Genomic DNA, 21,293 nt, shown 5'->3' with positions numbered 1-21,293 from the left:
GTTCATACACGGCGGCCAAGTGATCAAGCGCACCGGTCCTGTCTCCTGGACGCTCGTGTCCCCCTAGCTCTGAAGGCCCCATGCCTCCCACGCTCGCCTCGCTCGCCCACCACTCCGCGCTCAAGCTGACCGTGCGGGCGGGCCAGGACCGCCTGGACGTGCCCGTGCGCTGGGCGCACGTCAGCGAGCTCGCCGACCCCGTGCCCTACATGGAGGGCGGCGAGCTGCTGCTGATCACCGCGCTGAAGCTGGACGCCGAGGAGCCGGAGGCGATGCGCCGGTACGTGCGGCGGCTGGTCGGGGCGGGGGTCGTCGGGCTCGGGTTCGCCGTCGGCGTCAACTACGACGAGATCCCCCTGGCGCTCGTGGACGCCTGTGAGCAGGAGGGCCTGCCCCTGCTGGAGGTGCCCCGCCGCACCCCGTTCCTCGCCATCACCAAGGCCGTCTCCGCCGCCATCGCCGCCGACCAGTACCGGGCCGTCACCGCGGGCTTCGCCGCCCAGCGCGAGCTGACCAGACAGGCCCTCGGCGAGGGCCCGGAGGGCCTGCTCGGCGCGCTCGCCGCGCAGGTCGACGGATGGGCCGCGCTGTACGACGCCTCGGGCGCGGTCGTCGCCGCCGCCCCGGACTGGGCCGGACGCAGGGCCGCCCGGCTCACCGCCGACGTGGAGCGGCTGCGCGAGCGGCCCGCACCCGCCAGTTCCGTGGTGGGCGGGCCGGAGCACGAGGACCGGGTCGAGCTGCACTCCATCGGCACCGGCCGCCGCCCCCGCGCCGCCCTCGCCGTCGGCACCGCCGCCGCCCTCGGCACCGCCGAGCGCTACGCCGTCCACTCCGCCATCGCCCTGCTCACCCTCACCACCGAACGGTCCCGCTCGCTGCACGCCGCCGAGCAGCGCATCGGCGCGGCCGTGCTGCGCATGCTGCTCGCGGGGGAGCCCGACCACGCCCGCGCGGTCGCCGGGGACCTGTACGGGGGGCTGCTGGACGCGCCCTTCCGGATCGCCGTCGCCGAGAGCGCGGCGCCTTCCGGCGGCCGCCTCGACGCGCTCACCGAGCTGGTGGAGTCGGCCGCCGCCCGCGCGGGCGAGACCGTGCTGGCGGTGCCCGAGGGCGAGCGCCTGGTGGTGCTGGCCACGGACGACGGCGCCGCCGCGGGCGCCTGTCTGGAGTACGCCGCCGAGCGCGAGGCCGCCCGCACCGGTGCGCGGGAACAGTCCGCGGGCGAGGAGGACGAGCTGGTCGTCGGGCTGTCGGCGCCCGCCGGGCCGATCGCCGCTGCCACCGCGTACAAGCAGGCCGAGCAGGCGCTGAGCGTGGCCCGCCGGCGTGGCCGCGTCCTCGTCGAGCACGAGCGGCTCGCCGCCGGGTCCGTGCTGCCGCTGCTCGCCGACGACGCCGTGAAGGCGTTCGCCGACGGGCTGCTGCGGGCCCTGCACGAGCACGACGCCACCGGCCGCGGCGACCTCGTGGCCTCCCTGCGGGCCTGGCTGTCCCGGCACGGGCAGTGGGACGCCGCAGCCGCCGACCTCGGCGTGCACCGGCACACCCTGCGCTACCGGATGCGGCGCGTGGAGGAGATCCTCGGCCGCTCCCTGGACGATCCGGACGTACGGATGGAGCTGTGGCTGGCGCTGAAGGCCACGGCGCCCGAGTAGCGGGCCGGACCGGCACACCGGCCCGGTGCTGGGGCGGAGGCTGGGCGGTGCGGGGCCCGAGTGGGAGGCCGGACCGGCGCACCGGCCCGGTGCTGGGGCGGACGCTGAGGGTGCGGGGCCGGAGTGGCGAGCCGGACCGGCGCACCGGCCCGGAGCTGGGGCGGACGCTGAGGGTGCGGGGCCCGAGTGGGGGACCGGACCGGCGCACCGGCCCGGTGCTGGGGCGGACGCTGAGGGCCACCGCCCCGCGTGGCAGGCCAAATCGTCGCACCGGCGCCGCCGACTGCTACGGATCGGACAACCCCGCAGGTCGCGACCCCCACCTACGGTGGACCCGACAAGCACCCCTCTACGCGGAAGGGCCGGGACTCGAATGACCGCCACCCACGCCTTCTGGCTCGCCGGCCGCCAGGCCACCGGCACCGACACCTTCGACGTGACCAACCCGTACGACGGGCGTCTCGTCGGCAAGGTCAGTGTCCCGACCGAGGCCCAGGTCGAAGAGGCCGTCGCCGCCGCGCACGCCGTCCTCGACGAGTTCGCCGCCACCCCGGCCCATGTACGCGCCGCCGCCCTGGACCACGTCTCCAAGCGGCTGGCCGAGCGCACCGAGGAGGTCGCCCAGCTGATCTCCGCCGAGAACGGCAAGCCGATCAAGTGGGCGCGCGGTGAGGTCGGCCGTGCCGTGTCCGTCTTCCGCTTCGCGGCCGAGGAGGCCCGCCGCTTCAACGGCGGGGAGGCCCAGCGCCTGGACACCGACGCCGGCGGCGTCGGCCGGCTGGGCCTGACCCGCCGCTTCCCCAAGGGCGTCGTCCTCGGCATCGCGCCGTTCAACTTCCCGCTGAACCTGTGCGCCCACAAGATCGCCCCCGCGATCGCCGTCGGCGCGCCGATCATCCTCAAGCCGGCCCCCGCCACCCCGCTGTCCGGCCTGATCCTCGGTGAGCTGCTCGCCGAGACCGACCTGCCGGCCGGCTCCTGGTCCGTGCTGCCGGTCCTCAACGAGTCGATGCCCGCCCTGGTGCAGGACGAGCGCCTGCCGGTGATCTCCTTCACCGGTTCCGACAAGGTCGGTTACGGCATCCAGCAGTCGGTGCCGCACAAGCACTGCACGCTGGAGCTGGGCGGCAACGCCGCCGCGGTGGTGCTCGGCGACTGGTCCTCCGAGGCCGACCTGGACTGGGCGGCGACTCGGATCGCCACGTTCTCCAACTACCAGGCCGGCCAGTCCTGCATCTCCGTGCAGCGCGTGATCGCCGACGCCTCCGTCTACGACCGTCTGGCCGAGAAGGTCGTCGCGGCCGTCGAGGCGCAGGGCGTGGGCGACCCGGCCGCCGACTCCACCGACGTCGGCCCGCTGGTCAGCGAGGACGCGGCCAAGCGCGTGGAGTCGTGGGTGAACGAGGCCGTCGAGGCCGGCGCCAAGCTCCTCACCGGCGGCACCCGCGAGGGCGCCACCTACGCGCCGACCGTGCTCGCCGGCCTGCCCGCGGACGTCACCCTCGCCACCGAGGAGGTCTTCGGCCCGGTCCTGACCCTGCACAGGGTCGACGGCGAGGCCGAGGCGTTCGCCGCGGTCAACGACTCCAAGTTCGGCCTCCAGGCGGGTGTGTTCACCCATGACCTGCAGACCGCCTTCCGCGCCCACCGCGCCCTCGAGGTCGGCGGCGTCATCATCGGCGACGTCCCCTCCTACCGCGCCGACCAGATGCCGTACGGCGGCGCCAAGCAGTCCGGCGTCGGCCGCGAGGGCGTCAAGTACGCCATGGACGACTACACCTACGAGCGCGTCCTGGTCCTGACCGGTCTCGCCCTCTGAGCGCGATCCGCAGACACCGACGGCCTGAGCCCACTGTGCGGGGGCTCAGGCCGTCGGCCTGTCCGCCGGCCTCTCCGGACCCTCAACCGGAGAAGCCGACGTGCGCGAGCCGCAGCGGACCGCGCAGCGCGAGGTGGACGTCGTGGACGCCCGCGGCGACCAGGGGCGCGTCGAGGGTGACGTAGTCGTACGGGCCTGACGTGGGTGTCCGCGGGGTGAGTACGGCCAGCACGGGGCCGCCGTCCAGGGACACCTCCAGCGTCCCCCCGCCCGCGACCTGCGCGCGCACCCCCGTCACCCCGGTGCCGAAGTCGCAGTCGCGGTAGAGGAGTTCGCCCGAGCCGGCCGCCACGGCCCGCACCGCGTCGCCGGACACCTTGGCGCGGTCGACGATCTCGGTGCCGCTCTGCTCGTCGAAGTCGGCCGCCGGAAGGCCGCGTTCGCGCACCGGGCGCGGCCCCGTGGGCTCGCCGTCGAGCGTCACCGTCGTACGCGAGCGGATGTCCTGGCTGGAGGCGCCCGCCAGCAGCTCGTACGGGCCCGGCTCGACGCGCCGGCGGCCGAGGGCCACGTCCCAGAAGCCGAACTCCCGCAGCGGCACGGCGAATGCGAGGCCGGCCCGCTCGCCGGGCGCCAGCCGCACCCTGCGGTGCGCGACCAGCTGCCGGCGCGGCCGGACGACCGACGGGGCGGCCGGGCGGAGGTACAGCTGGGCGACCTCGTCGGCGACCCGGCCGCCGGTGTTGGTGACCGAGAAGGAGACGTCCACGGTGTCGCCCGAGGCACGTGCGGTCAGATCGCCGTACGCGAACGCCGAGTACGTCAGCCCGTGCCCGAACGGGAACAGCGGCACGCCCTCGAAGTACAGGTACGTCTGGCGGCTGCCGATGACGTCGTAGTCGAGCAGGCCGGGCAGATCGGCGTCGCGGCCGTACCAGGTCTGCGGCAGGCGCCCGCCGGGGGAGACGTCACCGGCCAGCACCCGGGCCAGCGCGGTGCCCGCGGCCTGGCCGCCGTGCGCGGTCCACAGCGCGGCCGCGAGGGGGCCCGGCTCGATCGCGTAGGGGTAGGCGGAGACCAGCGCCAGGACCGTGCGCGGGTTCGCGGCGCGGGCGGCGCGCAGCAGGCGGCGCTGGTGGCCGGGCAGCCGCAGCGTCGTACGGTCCTCGGTCTCACGGCCGTTGATGTGCGGGTCGTTGCCCGCGACGACGATCACCACGTCCGCGTCGGCGGCCACCCGGGCCACCGCGTCCTCGCCCCGCTGGACGACGACCAGTTCGAAGACCTCCCCGGCTGTCCCGGACTCCCCGGCAACCTTCACGCCCTCGGCGGCGACGCAGACAGGACGACCTGTCCCCAGATGCCGGAGGAGGTGACCCCTGCCATGGGGTTCCAGCCGGAACGTCTCCTGTACGACCCAGCCGCCGGGCCGGCCGGCGGAGGCGCGGAGGAAGCCGTCGTCGGCGACGGAGAGGTAGCGGCCGTCCGGCGCGCGCAGGGTGAGGACGCCCTCGCCCCAGTCGGTCAGGGCCAGCTCGGTGCCCTCGGCGTCCGCCGTGAGCGGCGGCAGGTCGGTGCGGCCGGACAGCAGTGCGGGGTCCAGGGCGGCCTCGGCGCCGGGCTCGTCCTGCGGGGCGCCGGGGGCGGCGGGCACCCGCAGGAGACGTCCGTCGGCCGTGCGCAGCAGCACCCGGTCCACGCCCTCGGCGAACCGCACCCGCTCCGCGCCGAACCGCTCGTACAGGCCCTCCAGCGGGGTGGAGCGGTGCAGGAGCGTGCCGCTGTACCAGTCGAGCTTGCACTCGTCGGCGAGCAGCCCGACGACCGCGATCCGGCTGTCGGGGGCGAGCGGCAGCACGCCGTCGTTCTTCAGCAGCACGATCGCCTGCTCGGCGGCCTCGCGCGCGAGGTCCCGGTGCTCGGGGGTGTCGAAGGCGCCCCTGTCGTCGAGGCCGTCGAACTCGCCGAGCCGGAAGCGGACCGACAGCTGGCGGCGTACGGCCGTGTCGACGTCCGCCTCGGTCAGCAGGCCCCGTTCCAGGGCGCCTTGCACCCGGGCCAGGACGACCGAGGAGTCCGTGCCGTGGTCGGTGAAGCTGTCGACGCCGGCCAGGACAGCGGCCGCCGTCGCCTCCTCGTGGGTGTCGAAGTAGTGCTCGGAGTCGACCAGGTTGGAGGGCGCGCCCGCGTCCGAGCAGACCAGCAGCTCCTCGTCGGTCCAGGTGCGCAGCTGCTCACGCAGGTAGGGCGAGACGTGGTTGGGGCGGCCGTTGACCAGGTTGTAGGCCGGCATCACCCCGGCGACCGCACCCGCCTCGACCGTCTCGCGGAAGGCCCGCAGGTCGTACTCGTGCAGGACCCGCGGGCGCACCGAGGACGACGAAGTATCCCTGTCCGTCTCGTTGTTGTGGGCCAGCCAGTGCTTGAGCACCGGGGCGGTGCGCCAGTACAGCGGGTCCGTGCCGCGCAGGCCGCGGGTGTAGGCGGTGGCGATGGCCGAGGTGAGCCTCGGGTCCTCGGAGTAGCCCTCCTCGTTGCGGCCCCACAGCGGGTGGCGCAGCAGGTTCACCACCGGCGCCCAGACGTTCAGGCCGACCCGGTCGTCACGGGCCCGCATCGCCCGGACCTCGGCGGCGACGGCCTCGCCGACCCGGCGTACGAGGTCCTCGTTCCAGGTCGCGCCGAGCCCCACCGCCTGTGGGAACACCGTCGCCGGGCCCATCCAGGCGACTCCGTGCAGCGCCTCCTGGCCGGTGCGGAAGGCGGCCACGCCGAGCCGCTCCACGGCCGGGACGAACTGGTGCAGGAAGGACACCTTCTCGTCGAGCGTCAGGCGTGACAGCAGGTCGTCGATGCGCTTCGCGAGCGGCAGATGCGTATCGCGGAACGGCGGCGCGGGCGGCGTGGATGCGGTCACGTGGGGTTCCCCTTGCGATGGAACGGCGAGGCGCTTTCGAAGCGCTTCGATGCTCATTCGACGTGGGGGTGGGTGTCAAGACGTCGCACCGGATCAACTCCGGCTCCCCAGGCTCCCCATGAGCTGCCGCGGCACCGGCCGGTCGGGCAGGAATCTCGGCTCGACCCTTGTGCACCCCTGGGCGTTCACTTAACCTCGCAGCAACATCGAAGCGCTTCGACGGACGGGCCCAGGGCCCTGCGAGAACCGCTTCCGCTCAGCCAGTTCCACTGAAGACACCGCAGCCGACGGCTGAACCGCCGGGTGTCCTGGTGCGCCACGAAGGGTTGACGCAATGACGCCGAACGCCGCTTCCTCCGCCCCCAGCCGGAGAAGCTTCCTCGCCTCCACCGCGGTGGCCACCGCGGCGGTCGCCGGGGGGATGCCACTGCTCGCCGCCTGCGGCGGGTCCGACGGCGGCTCGCGCGACGGCACCACGTCCGGCAAGGACGCCAAGAAGATCCTTCCCGCCTACGTCGCCGGCAACGTCGTCGTGCCGGACCTCCCCGCGAAGAACGGCTCCGCCGTCGGGTTCACCGGCAAGCTCGACGTCGCCGGCCTGAAGACCTCGGTGCCCGAGAAGCTCGGCAAGGGCGGCAAGGTCACCGTCATGTCGCCGTTCTGGGGCTCGCCCCCGAAGTCGGACAACGCCTACTACCGGGGCATGAACGACCTGATCGGCGTCGACGTGCGCTGGCAGAACCAGGACGGCAACACCTATGAGCAGAAGCTCGGCGCGGTGCTCGCCTCCAGCGACGTCCCGGACGTGGTCGTCGTCCCCGGCTGGAACATGAACGGCCGCATCCCCACCGCCATCATCAGCAAGTTCGCCGACCTCGGCCCCTACCTCTCCGGCGACGCGGTCAAGGAGTACCCCAACCTCGCGGCGATCCCGACGGACGCCTGGCGGCGCTCCATCTTCGGCGGCAAGCTGCTGGGCCTGCCGCAGCCGGCGCCTTCGGTGCCCGGCATCGTGCCCCTCTACCGCCGCGACGTCTTCGAGAAGGAGGGCTACGAGGTCCCGAAGTCGGCGGACGAGTTCCTCGCCCTCGCCAAGGACATCACCGACGCCCGGGCCAGGCGCTGGGCCTGCCTGGACATGAAGTGGACCGCGTTCCAGATGTTCGGCGTGCTCTCCGGCAGCGAGAAGCCGCTCGGCTGGAACCTCGTCGACGGCAAGCTGGTCAACCGCGTCGAGACCGAGGAGTTCCTGGAAGCGCTGGAGTGGTCACGCAAGCTCTTCGCCGCCGGAGTCGTCCACCCCGACGCCCAGTTCGGCAAGAACGCCCCGGACCCGGGCCCCAAGTTCGCCAAGGGCGAGTTCCTGATCTACGCCCAGAACATCTCGCAGTGGTGGAGCCGCACCGCCGAACAGGCCACCCAGAACCCCGAGTTCGAGATCTGGGGCATGGACGTGCACGCCCACGACGGCGGCGACCCCACCCTGTGGGCCGAACAGCCCGCCGGCATCTTCGCCTTCGTCAACAAGAAGGCCCCGGAGTCCGTCGTCCGGGACGTGCTGGCCGTCGCCAACGTCACCGCCGCGCCGTACGGCACCAAGGAGTACATGATGACCAACTACGGCGTGGAGGGCACCCACTACACCGTCGAGAACGGCGTCCCCGCCAAGACCGACCAGGGCAACAACGAGGTGATGAACGCCTACGTGATGGTCGCGAGCCCCGCTCCCACCATCGCCCACCCCGACTTCCCCGAGGTCGCCCGCGGCCAGGTCGAGTGGCAGCAGCGCATGGGCGCCTTCACCAGGAAGTCCTCCTTCTACGGCATGCAGATCACGGAGCCCGCCCGCTACTCCAACCTCTCCAGCAACTTCGAGCAGCTGGAGGACGACATCGTCCGCGGCCGCAAGAAGATCAGCGACATGCAGCAGGCCGTCTCCGACTGGAAGAGCAAGGGCGGCGACAAACTGCGCGACTGGTACAAGCAGATCCTCGACGAGAACGGCTCGGCAGCGGGCTGACCCGGCACTGAGGCAAGGAGAACAGCCGTGTCCCACAGCACGGTGCCTCGGAACAGGGCCGAGGCCGTAACGACCGAGAAGGCCCCGGTGGCGCCCGGCCGCGCCCCAGGGCCCCGGCGCGGACGACCCTCGGGGAAGCCGAGCCTCCGGCTCCGGCTCCGCCGCGACCGCGTGCTGCTGCTGATGACCCTGCCGGCCGTCGCCCTGGTCCTGCTGTTCAACTACGTCCCGATCCTCGGCAACATCGTCGCCTTCCAGGACTACGACCCCTACATCAGCGACAACGGCGTCGTGTCGATGCTGAACAGTCCCTGGGTGGGCCTGGAGAACTTCCGGCGGATCTTCGACGACTCGGACTTCTGGAACGCGGTCACCAACACCCTGGTGCTGTTCTTCCTGCAACTGGTGCTGTACTTCCCCATCCCGATCCTGCTCGCGCTGCTGATCAACAGCGTCGTCAGGCCCCGGCTGCGGGCGGTGTCCCAGGCGATCCTCTACCTGCCGCACTTCTTCTCCTGGGTGCTCGTCATCGCCGTCTTCCAGCAGCTGTTCGGCGGCGCGGGCCTGCTCTCCCAGCTGCTGCGGCAGCACGGCTACGACGGCCTCGACATCATGACCGACCCGGAGACCTTCAAGTACCTGGTCACCGCGCAGTCCGTGTGGAAGGACGCCGGCTGGGGGATCATCGTCTTCCTCGCCGCGCTGGCGGCCGTGCCGACGGATCTCTACGAGGCCGCCGCGATGGACGGCGCCGACCGCTGGCGCCGCATCTGGCACGTCACGCTGCCCGCCCTGCGCCCCGTGATCGCGCTGCTGCTCGTCCTGCGGGTGGGCGACGCGCTCACCGTCGGCTTCGAGCAGATCCTGCTCCAGCGCGACGCCGTCGGGCCGGGCGCGTCCGAGGTCCTCGACACCTTCGTGTGGTGGAACGGCGTCCGCAACCAGGACTTCGGCTACGCGGCCGCCGCCGGGCTCATCAAGGGCGTCGTCAGTCTCGGCCTGGTCCTCGTCGCGAACAAGGTGGCCCATCTCATGGGCGAGCAGGGGGTGTACAAGAAGTGACCGCCGTCATCGACAAGCCGGCCGCCGAGGCCGCCGCGCCCCGCTGGTGGCAGGCCCCGCCCCGGCCGGTGTGGGAGGAGAAGCCGACGCCGGCCGGGCTCGCCGCCAAGGGGCTGGTCCTGACGCTGGCCTGCCTCGCGATCCTCTTCCCGCTGTGGATCGTCGTCGTCACCAGCCTGTCCTCGCGCCGGACGATCGACGAGGCCGGCGGGCTGGTGATGGTGCCGCAGGACATCACCTTCGTGGCCTACCGGGAGCTGCTGAGCGGCGGACAGGTGACGCGCGCGGCGGTCATCAGCGTCCTCGTCACGCTCGTCGGCACCCTGTTCTCCATGACCGTGTCGGTGCTCTGCGCCTACGGGCTGTCGCGCACCGGGTCGCTCGGCCACCGCTGGATCCTGTTGGTCCTGCTGGCCACGATGTTCTTCAGCGCCGGCCTCATCCCGACCTATCTGCTGGTGCAGTCGCTCGGGCTGACCGACACCTATCTCGCGCTGATCCTGCCGAGCGCGGTGAGCGTCTTCAACATCCTCGTCCTGCGCGGGTTCTTCATGGGCATCTCGCAGGAGCTGACCGACTCGGCGCGGATCGACGGGGCGGGCGACCTCCGGATCCTCTGGCAGATCGTCATGCCGCTGTCCCGCGCGGTGATCGCCGTCATCACCCTGTTCTACGCCGTCGGGTACTGGAGCGCGTGGTTCAACGCGTCCCTGTACCTCAACGACCAGGACATGATGCCGCTGCAGAACGTCATGATCCAGCTCGTGCAGAAGCAGGAGGCTCCGGTCGGGCTGGGGCAGGCCATCAAGACGGGCGAGCTGTCGGGGCTGGCCGTGCAGATGGCCGTCATGGTGCTGGCGTTGCTGCCGGTGGCGGTGCTGTCGCCGTTCGTGCAGCGGCATTTCAAGAAGGGCATGTTGACGGGGGCGGTGAAGGGCTGAAGCCCCGGCCGGTGAGCGCCGCCGGGGTTTCCGGCGCCCCTCGGCCGCGGGTCGCGTGGTTGCTCGCGCAGTTCCCCGCCCCCCTGAGTTCTCCCCTGTCACCTCTTCACACAGCGAGGGATGTCATGTCTGCGCCCAGGCCGTCTCGGCGAACCGTTCTTGCAGGGAGCGCGGCCGCCGTCGCCCTCGCCGCGCTGCCCCTTCCGGCACCGGCCCGGGCCGCCCCCGCCGCTGCCCGCCCCTACCGCTGGCGCAACGTCGTCATCGGCGGCACCGGGTTCGTCACGGGGGTGCTGTTCCACCCCCGCGTGCGCGGGCTCGCCTACGCCCGGACCGACATCGGCGGCGCCTACCGCTGGGACGACCGCAGAGCCCGCTGGACGCCGCTCACCGATCACCTGGGGTGGGACGACTGGAACCTCCTGGGCGTGGAGGCCATGGCCGTCGACCCGGCGCACCCCGACCGGGTCTACCTCGCCCTCGGCACCTACGCCCAGCCCTGGGCCGGCAACGGCGCCGTCCTGCGGTCCGAGGACCGGGGGGCGACCTGGGCACGGACCGACCTCCCGGTGAAGCTCGGCGCGAACGAGGACGGGCGCGGCTGCGGTGAGCGCCTCCTCGTCGACCCGCGCGACAGCGACACCCTGTGGCTGGGCACCCGGCACGACGGGCTGCTGAAGTCCACCGACCGGGGCGCCACCTGGGCACCCGCGTCCGGCTTCCCGGCGGCCCCGAGCGCGACCGGGCAGGGCGTGACCCTGCTGGTGGCGGCCGGCCGGGCCGTGTACGCGGGCTGGGGCGACGGGGGCGGCACCGGGCCGAACCTGTTCCGCACCGCTGACGGGGCCACCTGGACCGCCGTACCCGGTCAGCCCTCCGGCACCGCCGCCAGGGTGCCCGTCCGCGCGGCCTACGACCGGCTCACCCGCGAGCTGTACGTGACGTACGCCGACGCGCCCGGGCCCAACGGACAGGCCGACGGCAGTGTGCACAAGCTGGCCACCGGCAGCGGTACCTGGAGGGACGTGACCCCCGCACGGCCCGGCGGCGCCGACACCTTCGGCTACGGCGGGGTCGCCGTGGACGCCCGCCGGCCCGGCACGGTCGTCGTGTCCACCAACAACCGCTGGGCGGCCGTCGACACCCTGTACCGCACCACCGACGGCGGCCGCACCTGGACGTCCCTGAAGGAGTCCGCCGTGGTGGACGTGTCCGAGACCCCCTATCTCAAGTGGGGTGGCGAGAGCCCCAAGTTCGGCTGGTGGATCCAGGCCCTGGCCGTCGACCCGTACGACTCCGGGCACGTGGTGTACGGCACCGGCGCCACGCTCTACGGCACCCGTGACCTCGTGCACTGGGCCCCGCGGATCCGCGGCCTGGAGGAGACGTCCGTGCGGCAGCTGATCTCGCCCCCGGCCGGGGAGGCGCATCTGCTCAGTGGGTCGGGGGACATCGGCGTGATGTACCACGAGCTGCTCACGGCGTCTCCGGCGGACGGCATGGCGGCGAACCCCGTGTTCGGGTCGGCGACGGGACTCGCGCAAGCCGCGGCCAGAGCGTCGTACGTCGTCCGCAGTGGCTGGGGCGACCACGGCAACGGCGCGTACTCCGAGGACGGCGGGCGGACCTGGGCGCCCTTCGCGGCCCAGCCCGACATCGCCCGGAGCGCACCGGGACCGATCGCCACCAATGCCGACGGCAGCGCGCTGCTGTGGTCCTTCGTGCACTGGGACGGCACGAGACATCCCACTCACCGCTCGGCGGACAACGGCACGACCTGGTCCGAGGTCTCCTCCTTCCCGAAGGGCGCCACGCCGGTCGCCGACCCGGCCGACCCGACGCTCTTCTACGCGTACGACACCGACACAGGAACGGTATACGCCAGCACTGACAGTGGCCGTTCCTTCACCGCCCGCGCGACCGGGCTGCCCTCCGGGGACAGCCAGTTCAAGCTGGTCGCGGCCCCCGGACGGTCCGGCGACCTCTGGCTGAGCGCCAAGGGGAACGGGCTGTACCGGTCCACCGACGGCGGTGCGATCTTCGCGAAGGCCGACAGCTGCCGGGCCTCCTTCACCCTCGGATTCGGCAAGGCCGCCGAGGGCGCCGACTACCCCGCGATCTACCAGGTGGGTGCCGCGGACACCGTCACCGCCGTGCTCCGCTCCGACGACGGCGCGCGGACCTGGACCCGCATCAACGACGACGCCCACCAGTGGGGCTGGACCGGCGAGGCCATCACGGGCGACCCCCGCGTGTACGGCCGTGTCTACCTCGCCACCAACGGCCGCGGCATCCAGTACGGAGACCCCGCATGACGGCGGACCTCGCCACCGCCACCCGGGGCCGCCTCCTCTTCGGCGGCGACTACAACCCCGAGCAGTGGCCCGAGGAGACCTGGCAGGAGGACGTCCGGCTGATGCATGACGCCGGTGTCAACTCCGTCACCCTCGGCGTCTTCTCCTGGGCGAAGCTCGAACCCCAACCGGGCGAACGCGACTTCGGCTGGCTCGACCGGCTCATGGACCTGATGCACGAGCACGGCGTCGGCGTCGTCCTGGCCACCCCGACCTCCGCCCCACCGCCCTGGATGGGCCGGCTGCACCCCGACACGCTGCCCCGCGACGCGGACGGCCGTATCGAGTGGTGGGGCGGACGCCAGCACTTCTCCCACTCCAGCGCCACCTACCGGCACTACGCCGCCGCCATCACCGAGGACCTCGCCGCCCGCTACGCGAGCCACCCCGCCCTCACCATGTGGCACATCAACAACGAGTACTGCACCGCCGACCACGGCGACGAGGCCGCGGCCGCCTTCCGCCGCTGGCTGCGCGAGCGGTACGGCACCCTCGACGCCCTCAACACCGCCTGGGGCACGGCTTTCTGGAGCCAGGGCTACGACACCTGGGACGGCATCCTGCCCCCGCGCCACGCCCACTATCTCAACAACCCCAGCCAGGTCCTCGACTTCCGGCGCTTCACCTCCGACATGCTCCTGGAGTGCTACGTGGCCGAGCGCGACATCGTCCGCCGGCACACCCCGCACCTCCCGGTCACCACCAACTTCATGCCGCTGTGGATCGGTGTCGACGCCTGGCGCTGGGCCGAGGAGGAGGACGTCGTCTCCGTCGACGTCTACCCCGACCCGCGCGACCCGCGCGGCGGACAACTGGGCGCGCTGGTGCAGGACATGACCCGGTCGCAGGCCGGCGGACCGTGGATGCTGATGGAGCAGGCGGCCGGAGCCGTCAACTGGCGCGGCGTCAACCACCCCAAGCCCCGCGGACTGAACCGCCTGTGGTCCCTGCAGGCCGTCGCCCGCGGCGCCGACGCCGTCTGCTACTTCCAGTGGCGCCAGTCCCGGCAGGGCGCGGAGAAGTTCCACTCCGGCATGGTCGGTCACGCGGGCGAGCAGGGCCGTACCTTCCAGGAGGTCAAGCGGATCGGCGCCGAGCTGCGGCGGCTGCGCGAGGTCACGGGCACCGCCCTCACCGCGGACGTCGCGATCGTGCACGACTGGCACGCATGGTGGGCCTCCTGCCAGGACGGCCGCCCGTCCACCGAGGTCGACCACGCCGACGTCCTGCGCGCCTGGCACCGCGCCCTGTGGGAGGCCCACCTCACCACCGACTTCGCCCACCCCGAGCACGACCTCCGCGGCTACCGGCTGGTCGTCGTCCCGCAGGCGTACGTCCTCACCGACCCGGCGATCGAGAACCTCCTGGCGTACGTGGCCCAGGGCGGCACCCTGGTCTGCGGCTTCCTCACCGGAGTCGCCGACCGGGACGACCGGGTGCGCCCCGGCGGCATGGACGCCCGGCTGCGCGAGCTGTTCGGCATCCGCACACTGCACGAGTGGTGGCCGCTGGAGGCGGGGGAGAGCGTCGAGTGCGCGGGGTTCCGCGGCACGCTGTGGTCGGAGGAGATCGACGCCGACTGCGAGGAGTCCCTCGCGTACGAGGGCGGCGAACTGGACGGCCTCCCCGCGGTGCTCCGCAACGGCCGCGCCTGGTACCTCTCCACCCTCCCCGAGCCGGAGGCCCTGCGCGAGCTGCTCGCGCGGATCGCCTCCGAGGCGGGTGCCCGGCCGGTGCTGGACGGCCTCCCCGCCGACGTCGAGGCCGTGCGCCGCGGTGAGCTGCTGTTCCTGCTCCACCACGGCCGCGAGCCGGTCACCGTCACCGTGCCGGGCACCCACCACGACCTGCTGACGGGCGAGACGGTCACGGACCGCATCACCCTCGGCCGCTACGGAGTGGCGGTGCTCAAGCCATGACCGGCGACTCCTCTCCCGCCGCCCCCTCACCAGCCACGACCGTCGGCCCCCCTCCCGCCCCCTCCCCGCTCACCCCCGCCGGTCCCCGCCCAGCCCCCTCGCCGGCCACGGCCGCCGGTCCTGTCCACGGCACCTGGGAGCCCCGCCCGGCCGCCCGCTGGGAGGACTCCTTCCTCGCCGGGAACGGCCACCACGGCGCCCTCGTGTCCGGCGACCCGAACGACGACCGGGTCATCGTCACCCACCACACCCTCGTACGCCCTCACCCCGGCACAGGCACCCACCACCCTCCCGAGCTCGCCGCCGACCTCCCCGCCGTCCAGGACCGCTTGCTCGCCGGCGACCTCACCGCCGCCGAGGACTTCACCGACGGCCGCCCGCTGCACTGGGTGCGGCCCTTCCATCCGGCGTTCGCCCTGCGGCTCAAGCGGCCGAAGCGCCCGCGGGCGACGGGTCACTCCTACCGCCGCGAGGTCGACTTCACCACCGGCGAGGTCATCGCCCGCACCCCCGACTGGGCCAGCCGCGTGTTCGTCTCCCGTGCCGACGACGTGATCGTCCAGCACATCAAGGGCCCCGGCCTCAGCCTCGAACTCGCCCTCGACCACCGCCTCCCGGGCGTTCCCCCCGGCCTCGGGGCCGGACACGGTGCCCACCTCACCCCCGAGGGCGTCGCCCTCACCCTGCGCGCCCGCTACCCGGGCGGCGACCACGCCTACACGGGAGTGACCGTGGCGGCCGTCACCGGCGGCACCACCACCCTGGCCGCGCCCGGCACCCACATCCAGGGCGCCGCCTCCGTCCTGCTCCTGACCCGGGTGCGCCGCCACACCGGCGAACTCGACGTCGTCGAGGAGACCCGCGCCCTGCGCGACCTCCTCCAGCCCTACGACGCCCTCCTGGAGCGGCATCTCGCCCTGCACCGGGCCGCCTACAGCCGGGTCGCCCTCGACCTGGCCGCCGACCCGGCCGAACGGGCCCTGCCCGGCTCGGAGCTGCTCGCCAGGCCGCACGGCCCGGCCCTGCTGGAACGCCTCTTCGCCGCGGGCCGCTACCACCTGCTGTCCGCGTCCGGCCTGCTGCCGCCCCGGCTGACCGGCCTGTGGACCGGCGAGTGGGACACGGCCTGGTCCGGCGCGTTCACCACGGACGCCAACCTCAATCTCCAGACGGCCTCCGCCGTCGCGGGGGCCCTGCCCGAGGTCACCGAGGCGCAGGCGAGGCTGGTCCACGGCCAGCTGCCCGACTGGCGGGACAACGCCCGGGCCGTGTTCGGCGCCCGGGGTGTCGTCGCCCCCGCCCACACCGACGGCGCGTGCGGACATGCCCACCACTTCTCCCGCGAGTACCCCCTGCACCTGTGGACGGCGGGCGCCGACTGGCTGCTGAAACCGCTCGTCGACCAGGACGAGACGTGCGGCACGCGGGACCCGCGCACGGCCCGGGCCCTCGCCGAACTCGCCGACTTCTACGAGGACTTCCTCACCCGGACCGACGACGCCGGCCGTCTCGTCGTCGTCCCCTCCTACTCACCCGAGAACCGCCCCGCGAACGGCAGCTGGGGCGCAGTCAACGCGGCCATGGACCTGTCCGCCGCCCGCCACGCCCTGCTGACCGCCGCCGACTACCACCCGGCCCGCGCCGCACGCCTGCGCGCACTCGCCGACCGGCTCCCGCCCCACCGCGTCAACCGGGACGGCGCCCTCGCCGAATGGGCGTGGCCCGGCCTCGACGACACCTACGACCACCGCCACCTCAGCCACCTCTACGGCGTGTGGCCGCTGGAGGAGATCACCCCGTACGACACTCCGGACCTGGCGAGGGCCGCCCGCCGCGCCCTCGAACTGCGCGGCGCCGAGAACGACTCCGCGCACGGCCACCTCCACCACGCGCTGGTCGCGGCCCGCCTCAACGACCCCGCACGCCTCACCCACGCCCTCGACCAGGTGCTCGACGGCGACTACTTCCACGCCTCCCTCATGAGCGCCCACTACCCCCAGCGCGACGTCTACAACGCGGACGCCGCCCACACCCTGCCCGCCGTACTGATCGAGGCGCTCGTCCAGTCGACCCCTGCCCGGCTCGTGCTGCTGCCCGCCCGGCCCGAAAGCATCCCGCGAGGCCGGATCACGGGCGTCCGCACCCGGTTCGGCGCCGAGGTCGACCTCGGCTGGAGCCATGACGGGGCGACCGCCGTCGTCCGCCCCACGCGCAGCTGCCGCGTGGACCTCAGAACCCCCTCCGGCGACGGGCGGTCGCTCGACCTCGTCGCCGGAGAGGACCAGGTCCTCACCCTGAGGACCTGATGACCGCGCACTTCCCCCCACCCATGGAAGGGACACCATGGCACGTACCCGCGGAAGGTTCCTCACCGCACTGCTCGCCCCGGCCCTCGCCCTCGGCGCGACCGTCGGACTCGCCGCCGCGCCCGCACAGGCCGCGATCTGGAGCACGTGCGACCAGTGGGGCAACACCAGCCTGAACGGCTACACCCTCTACAACAACATCTGGGGCTCCGGCGCCGGCGGCCAGTGCGTCTGGGCCAACTCCGGCACCAACTGGGGCGTCTGGGCGAACCACCCGAACACCGGCGGCATCAAGTCCTACCCGAACGCCAAGAAGGTCATCAACAGGACGATCACCTCGATCGGTTCGCTGACCAGCAGCTACAACGTCACGGTCCCGTCGGCGGGCGCGTACAACACGTCCTACGACATCTGGGACACGGACTACGACCACGAGATCATGCTGTGGGTCAACTACAACGGCGCCGTCGGCCCGCTCGGCACCTCCCAGGGCACCGTCAGTCTCGGCGGCCACACCTGGAACGTCTACAAGGGCAACAACGGCGCCAACGAGGTCTACTCGTTCCTGCGCACCTCCGACTCCGGCTCCGGCACGGTGAACATCCTGCCGATCCTGAAGTGGATCAAGGACACCAAGGGCTGGTTCGGCAACGAGACCATCGGGGACGTGCAGTTCGGCTACGAGATCACCTCGTCGTCCGGCGGACTCGACTTCCGCACCAACAGCCTGACGGTCAGCAGCAGCTGATCCGAAGGCGAACAGACGTGCGGCCGGTCCCTCCCCTACGGGACCGGCCGCACGCGTCTCATCCGGCGATCGGCAGCTGGGCGCCGTCCCGCAGGAAGAGCGGGATGCGCTCCAGCGGGGCGTCCACCGTCACCGTCGTACCGCCCTCGTACGCCGCACCCGTCCAGGCGTCCGTCCAGCGCGCGCCCGCCGGAAGGTAGGCCGTCCGGGCCGTCGCACCCGCGGTCAGCACCGGGGCGACCAGCAGGTCCCGCCCGAACAGATAGGCGTCGTCCACCTGCCAGGCCGCCGGGTCGCCGGGGAACTCCAGGAACAGCGGCCGCATCACCGGCAGCCCCTCCTCATGGGCCTCCCGCATGACCTTCAGGACGTACGGCTTGAGCCGCTCGCGCAGCCGCAGGTACCGCTCCAGGACGGCCCCGGTCTCCTCGCCGTACGACCACACCTCGTTCGGGCCGCCCGTCATCTCCGGGCCCAGCGGCATGCCCGGCTCGCGGAAGCCGTGCAGGCGCATCAGCGGGGACAGCGCGCCGAACTGGAACCAGCGGACCATCACCTCCCGGTAGTCCGGGTCGTCCGGGTCACCGCCGTGGAAGCCGCCGATGTCGGTGTTCCACCACGGGATGCCGGACAGCGCGGTGTTGAGGCCGGCCGCGATCTGGCGGCGCAGCGTCGCGAAGTCGGTGCCGATGTCACCCGACCACAGGGCGGCGCCGTAGCGCTGACTGCCCGCCCACGCCGAGCGGTTGAGGGTGATGATCTCCGACTCGCCCTCCGCGAGCAGCCCTTCGTGGAAGGTGCGGGCGTTCTCCGCCGGGTAGAGGTTGCCGACCTCCAGGCCGGGGCCCGCCCAGTAGCGCAGGTTCTCCTGGAAGCCGGGCTTCAGCTCGGGCTCGCAGGCGTCCAGCCAGAAGGCCTTGATGCCGTAGGGACGGAGGTAGTTGTCCCGGATCCTGGACCACACGAACTCCCGGGCGTCCGGGTTGGTGGCGTCGTAGAAGGCGACCTGGACCGTCGAGGCGACCTCCTTGTCCGGCCAGTCGGCGTGCGCGAGCGGGCCGTACTGGGTGCCGATGAAGTAGCCGCGCTGCTCCATGACCGGGTGGTTCTCGCTCAGCGGCGACACCGAGGGCCACACGCTCACCACCAGCTCGACGCCCAGCTCGTCGAGTTCGCGGACCATCGCCGCCGGGTCCGGCCACTCCTTCGGGTCGAACTTCCACTCGCCGAGGTGGGTCCAGTGGAAGAAGTCGCAGACGATCACGTCCAGCGGCAGGCCGCGGCGCTTGTACTCCCTGGCCACGCCGAGGAGTTCGTCCTGGGTGCGGTAGCGCAGCTTGCACTGCCAGAAGCCGGCCGCCCACTCCGGCAGCATCGGCGTACGGCCGGTGACCGCGCTGTAGCGGCGCTGGGCGTCGGCGGGGGTGCCCGCGGTGATCCAGTAGTCGATCTGGCGGGCCGAGTCGGCGACCCAGCGGGTGCCGTTGTGCGCCAGCTCCACCCGGCCGATCGCCGGGTTGTTCCACAGCAGGGTGTAGCCGCGGCTGGAGGTCAGCACCGGGATGCCCACCTCGGCGTTGCGCTGCACCAGGTCCAGGACCAGGCCCTTCTGGTCGAGCCGGCCGTGCTGGTGCTGGCCCAGGCCGTACAGCCTCTCGCCCTCGTAGGCGGCGAACCGCTGTTCGAGGCGGTGATGGCCGTTGCCGACGGCCGTGTACAGCCGGGGACCGGGCCACCAGAAGTGGGCGCGTTCCTCGGCGAGCAGCTCGGTGGAGTCGTCCGTGCGCAGGAACCGGATCATGCCCTCGGCGTCGATGTCGACGGTGAGGGCGCCGACGGTCAGCCGGCCCCGGCCCTCCTCGGTCTTCACGCTCGACGACGTGGCCGGGGCCTCGTCGAGCAGGGCGCCGGGGAGCCCCTCCAGGACCGGCCCGCCGAGCCGGGCACGCACCCGGACCGCGTCCGGCCCCCAGGGCTCGACCCGCACGGTCTCCTGGCGGCCGCTCCACTCCAGCGCCCCGCCGCGCTCACGGAACGTACCTACGGTGGGGGAGGACTGCGCGAGGCTGACCTTGGACTGGATTTCGGCAGGCTGATTCACGTGGCGTGCTCCTGAGGACATGGGGGTGCCCCGAACGGGACGGGGCGGACATGTGCAGGGGGCCGGGACGGCGCTGGCGGGAGGGAGTGGCGGGGGTCGGGGAGTTGCGGGGGAAGGGGGGAGGTGGAGGAAGTCGCGGGGGCGGAAGGTCGCGGGGGGCAGGAAGTTTCAGGAGTGCCGGAAGGTCGCAGGAGTTCCGGAAGATCGCAGGAGTGCCGGAAGGTCGCAGGGGCGTCAGCAGTTCGCGGATCCGGGGAACCGCGTATTCGGAGGGAGATCGCGATCCGGAAGATCGCGATCCGGAAGATCGCGAGTTCGGCAGGCGCGGCGCGGGTCCGGAAGCCCGCCGGTCCGGAAGCCCGCCGGTCCGGAAGCCCGCGGGTCCGGAAGCCCGCGGGTCCGGAAGGCGGCGGAGGCGTCAGGACGCAGCGGGTGCCGGACCCGAACTCGCCCGGACCGTCAACTCGGGTGCGAGCAGCACCACTTCGTCGCCCTGGCGCCCGTCCAGCTTGGCCACCAGCCGCTCCACCGCGTGCCGCCCCATCTCCTGGGCGGGGATGGCGACGGACGTCAGCCGCACCGAGGCCTGCGTGGCGACCTGGTCCGGGCAGACCGCGATCACCGACACGTCCTCGGGCACGGCCCGGCCCTGCTGGCGCAGCAGTGCGAGGAGCGGCTCGACGGCCGACTCGTTCTGCACGACGAAGGCGGTGGTGCCGGGGCGTTCGTCGAAGACCCGGGCGAGCGTGGAGGCCATCGCGTCGTACCCGCCCTCGCACGGCCGGTGCAGCAGCCGTACGCCCAGCTCCCTGGAGCGGGAGCGCAGTCCGTCCAGGGTGCGCTCGGCGAAGCCGGTGTGCCGCTCGTAGACCGCGGGGGCCTCGCCGATGACGGCGATGTCGCGGTGGCCGAGCGTGGCCAGCTGCTCCACGCACAGCGCGCCCGTCGCGGTCCAGTCCAGGTCCACGCAGGTCAGGCCCTCGGTGTCGGCCGGCAGCCCGATGAGCACGGACGGCTGGTCGGTGCCGCGCAGCAACGGCAGCCGCTCGTCGTCCAGCTCGACGTCCATCAGGATCATCGCGTCGGCGAGCCCGCTGCCGGTGACCCGGCGCACCGCGTCGGGGCCCTCCTCGCCGGTCAGCAGCAGCACGTCGTAGCCATGGGTGCGGGCGGTGGTGGCGACCGCGATGGCGATCTCCATCATCACCGGCACGTACATGTCGGTCCGCAGCGGGATCATCAGCGCGATGATGTTGGACCGCTTGCCGGCCAGGGCGCGGGCCCCGGCGTTCGGGTGGTAGCCCAGCTCCCGGATGCTCTGCTCGACCCGCTGCCGGGTGGTGGCGGAGATGGACCGCTTGCCGCTGAGGACATAGCTCACCGTGCTCGCCGACACTCCGGCGTGCTGGGCGACCTCGGCGAGGGTGACCATCCAGCTCTCCAAGCTT

General features: G+C 72.8%; 12 protein-coding genes. 9 read left to right on the top strand and 3 right to left on the bottom strand.

The window, feature by feature from the left end; all coding sequences use genetic code 11:
• Positions 1-80: 80 nt before the first annotated feature.
• Both ACIGXJ_RS30425 and ACIGXJ_RS30420 read left to right on the top strand, forming a co-directional pair.
• Entirely contained in the window at positions 81-1,658 is a 1,578-nt protein-coding gene (locus ACIGXJ_RS30425) for a PucR family transcriptional regulator (protein WP_399652090.1), read from the top strand.
• A gap of 373 nt (positions 1,659-2,031) precedes the next feature.
• Entirely contained in the window at positions 2,032-3,477 is a 1,446-nt protein-coding gene (locus ACIGXJ_RS30420; protein ID WP_399652088.1) for an aldehyde dehydrogenase family protein, read from the top strand.
• Positions 3,478-3,559: 82 nt separating this feature from the next.
• Here the strand turns inward: ACIGXJ_RS30420 and ACIGXJ_RS30415 are convergent, their stop codons facing one another.
• Entirely contained in the window at positions 3,560-6,394 is a 2,835-nt protein-coding gene (locus ACIGXJ_RS30415) for a glycoside hydrolase family 3 C-terminal domain-containing protein (protein ID WP_399652086.1), read from the bottom strand.
• Positions 6,395-6,728: 334 nt separating this feature from the next.
• Here ACIGXJ_RS30415 and ACIGXJ_RS30410 point away from each other — a divergent pair, with 334 nt between their 5' ends.
• The 7 genes from ACIGXJ_RS30410 (at position 6,729) to ACIGXJ_RS30380 (ending at position 17,744) form a co-directional block, all read left to right on the top strand.
• Complete coding sequence (locus tag ACIGXJ_RS30410; RefSeq protein WP_399652084.1) at positions 6,729-8,414, top strand: extracellular solute-binding protein; 1,686 nt, start codon at positions 6,729-6,731, stop codon at positions 8,412-8,414.
• A 27-nt stretch (positions 8,415-8,441) separates the two neighbouring features.
• On the top strand, positions 8,442-9,476 hold the full coding sequence (locus ACIGXJ_RS30405) for an ABC transporter permease (protein WP_399652082.1): 1,035 nt from the start codon (positions 8,442-8,444) through the stop codon (positions 9,474-9,476).
• Entirely contained in the window at positions 9,473-10,417 is a 945-nt protein-coding gene (locus ACIGXJ_RS30400; RefSeq protein ID WP_399652080.1) for a carbohydrate ABC transporter permease, read from the top strand. Before ACIGXJ_RS30405 ends, ACIGXJ_RS30400 begins: the two co-directional genes overlap by 4 nt.
• 125 nt (positions 10,418-10,542) lie before the next feature.
• Entirely contained in the window at positions 10,543-12,732 is a 2,190-nt protein-coding gene (locus ACIGXJ_RS30395) for a 1,4-beta-glucanase (RefSeq protein WP_399652078.1), read from the top strand.
• Positions 12,729-14,690 (top strand): beta-galactosidase, encoded by a 1,962-nt coding sequence (locus ACIGXJ_RS30390; protein ID WP_399652076.1) that lies wholly within the window; start codon positions 12,729-12,731, stop codon positions 14,688-14,690. The genes ACIGXJ_RS30395 and ACIGXJ_RS30390 overlap by 4 nt, the downstream gene beginning before the upstream one ends.
• A complete protein-coding gene (locus ACIGXJ_RS30385) occupies positions 14,687-16,996 on the top strand; it encodes a glycosyl hydrolase family 95 catalytic domain-containing protein (RefSeq protein ID WP_399652074.1) in 2,310 nt (769 codons plus the stop codon). The genes ACIGXJ_RS30390 and ACIGXJ_RS30385 overlap by 4 nt, the downstream gene beginning before the upstream one ends.
• Before the next feature lie 37 nt (positions 16,997-17,033).
• A complete protein-coding gene (locus ACIGXJ_RS30380; protein ID WP_399652071.1) occupies positions 17,034-17,744 on the top strand; it encodes a hypothetical protein in 711 nt (236 codons plus the stop codon).
• A gap of 58 nt (positions 17,745-17,802) precedes the next feature.
• Here ACIGXJ_RS30380 and ACIGXJ_RS30375 read toward each other — a convergent pair whose 3' ends face one another.
• Positions 17,803-19,845, bottom strand: a complete 2,043-nt coding sequence (locus ACIGXJ_RS30375; protein ID WP_399652068.1) for a TIM-barrel domain-containing protein — start codon at positions 19,843-19,845, stop codon at positions 17,803-17,805.
• Between the two features lie 418 nt (positions 19,846-20,263).
• A complete protein-coding gene (locus ACIGXJ_RS30370) occupies positions 20,264-21,277 on the bottom strand; it encodes a LacI family DNA-binding transcriptional regulator (protein ID WP_399652065.1) in 1,014 nt (337 codons plus the stop codon).
• Positions 21,278-21,293 lie beyond the last annotated feature (16 nt).

This window comes from Streptomyces sp. NPDC053367 (assembly GCF_044545925.1).
In the GTDB taxonomy this organism is placed as follows: domain Bacteria; phylum Actinomycetota; class Actinomycetes; order Streptomycetales; family Streptomycetaceae; genus Streptomyces.
The sequence above is the reverse complement of the archived record's forward strand: the minus strand, read 5'-3'. Positions and strand labels throughout refer to the sequence as shown.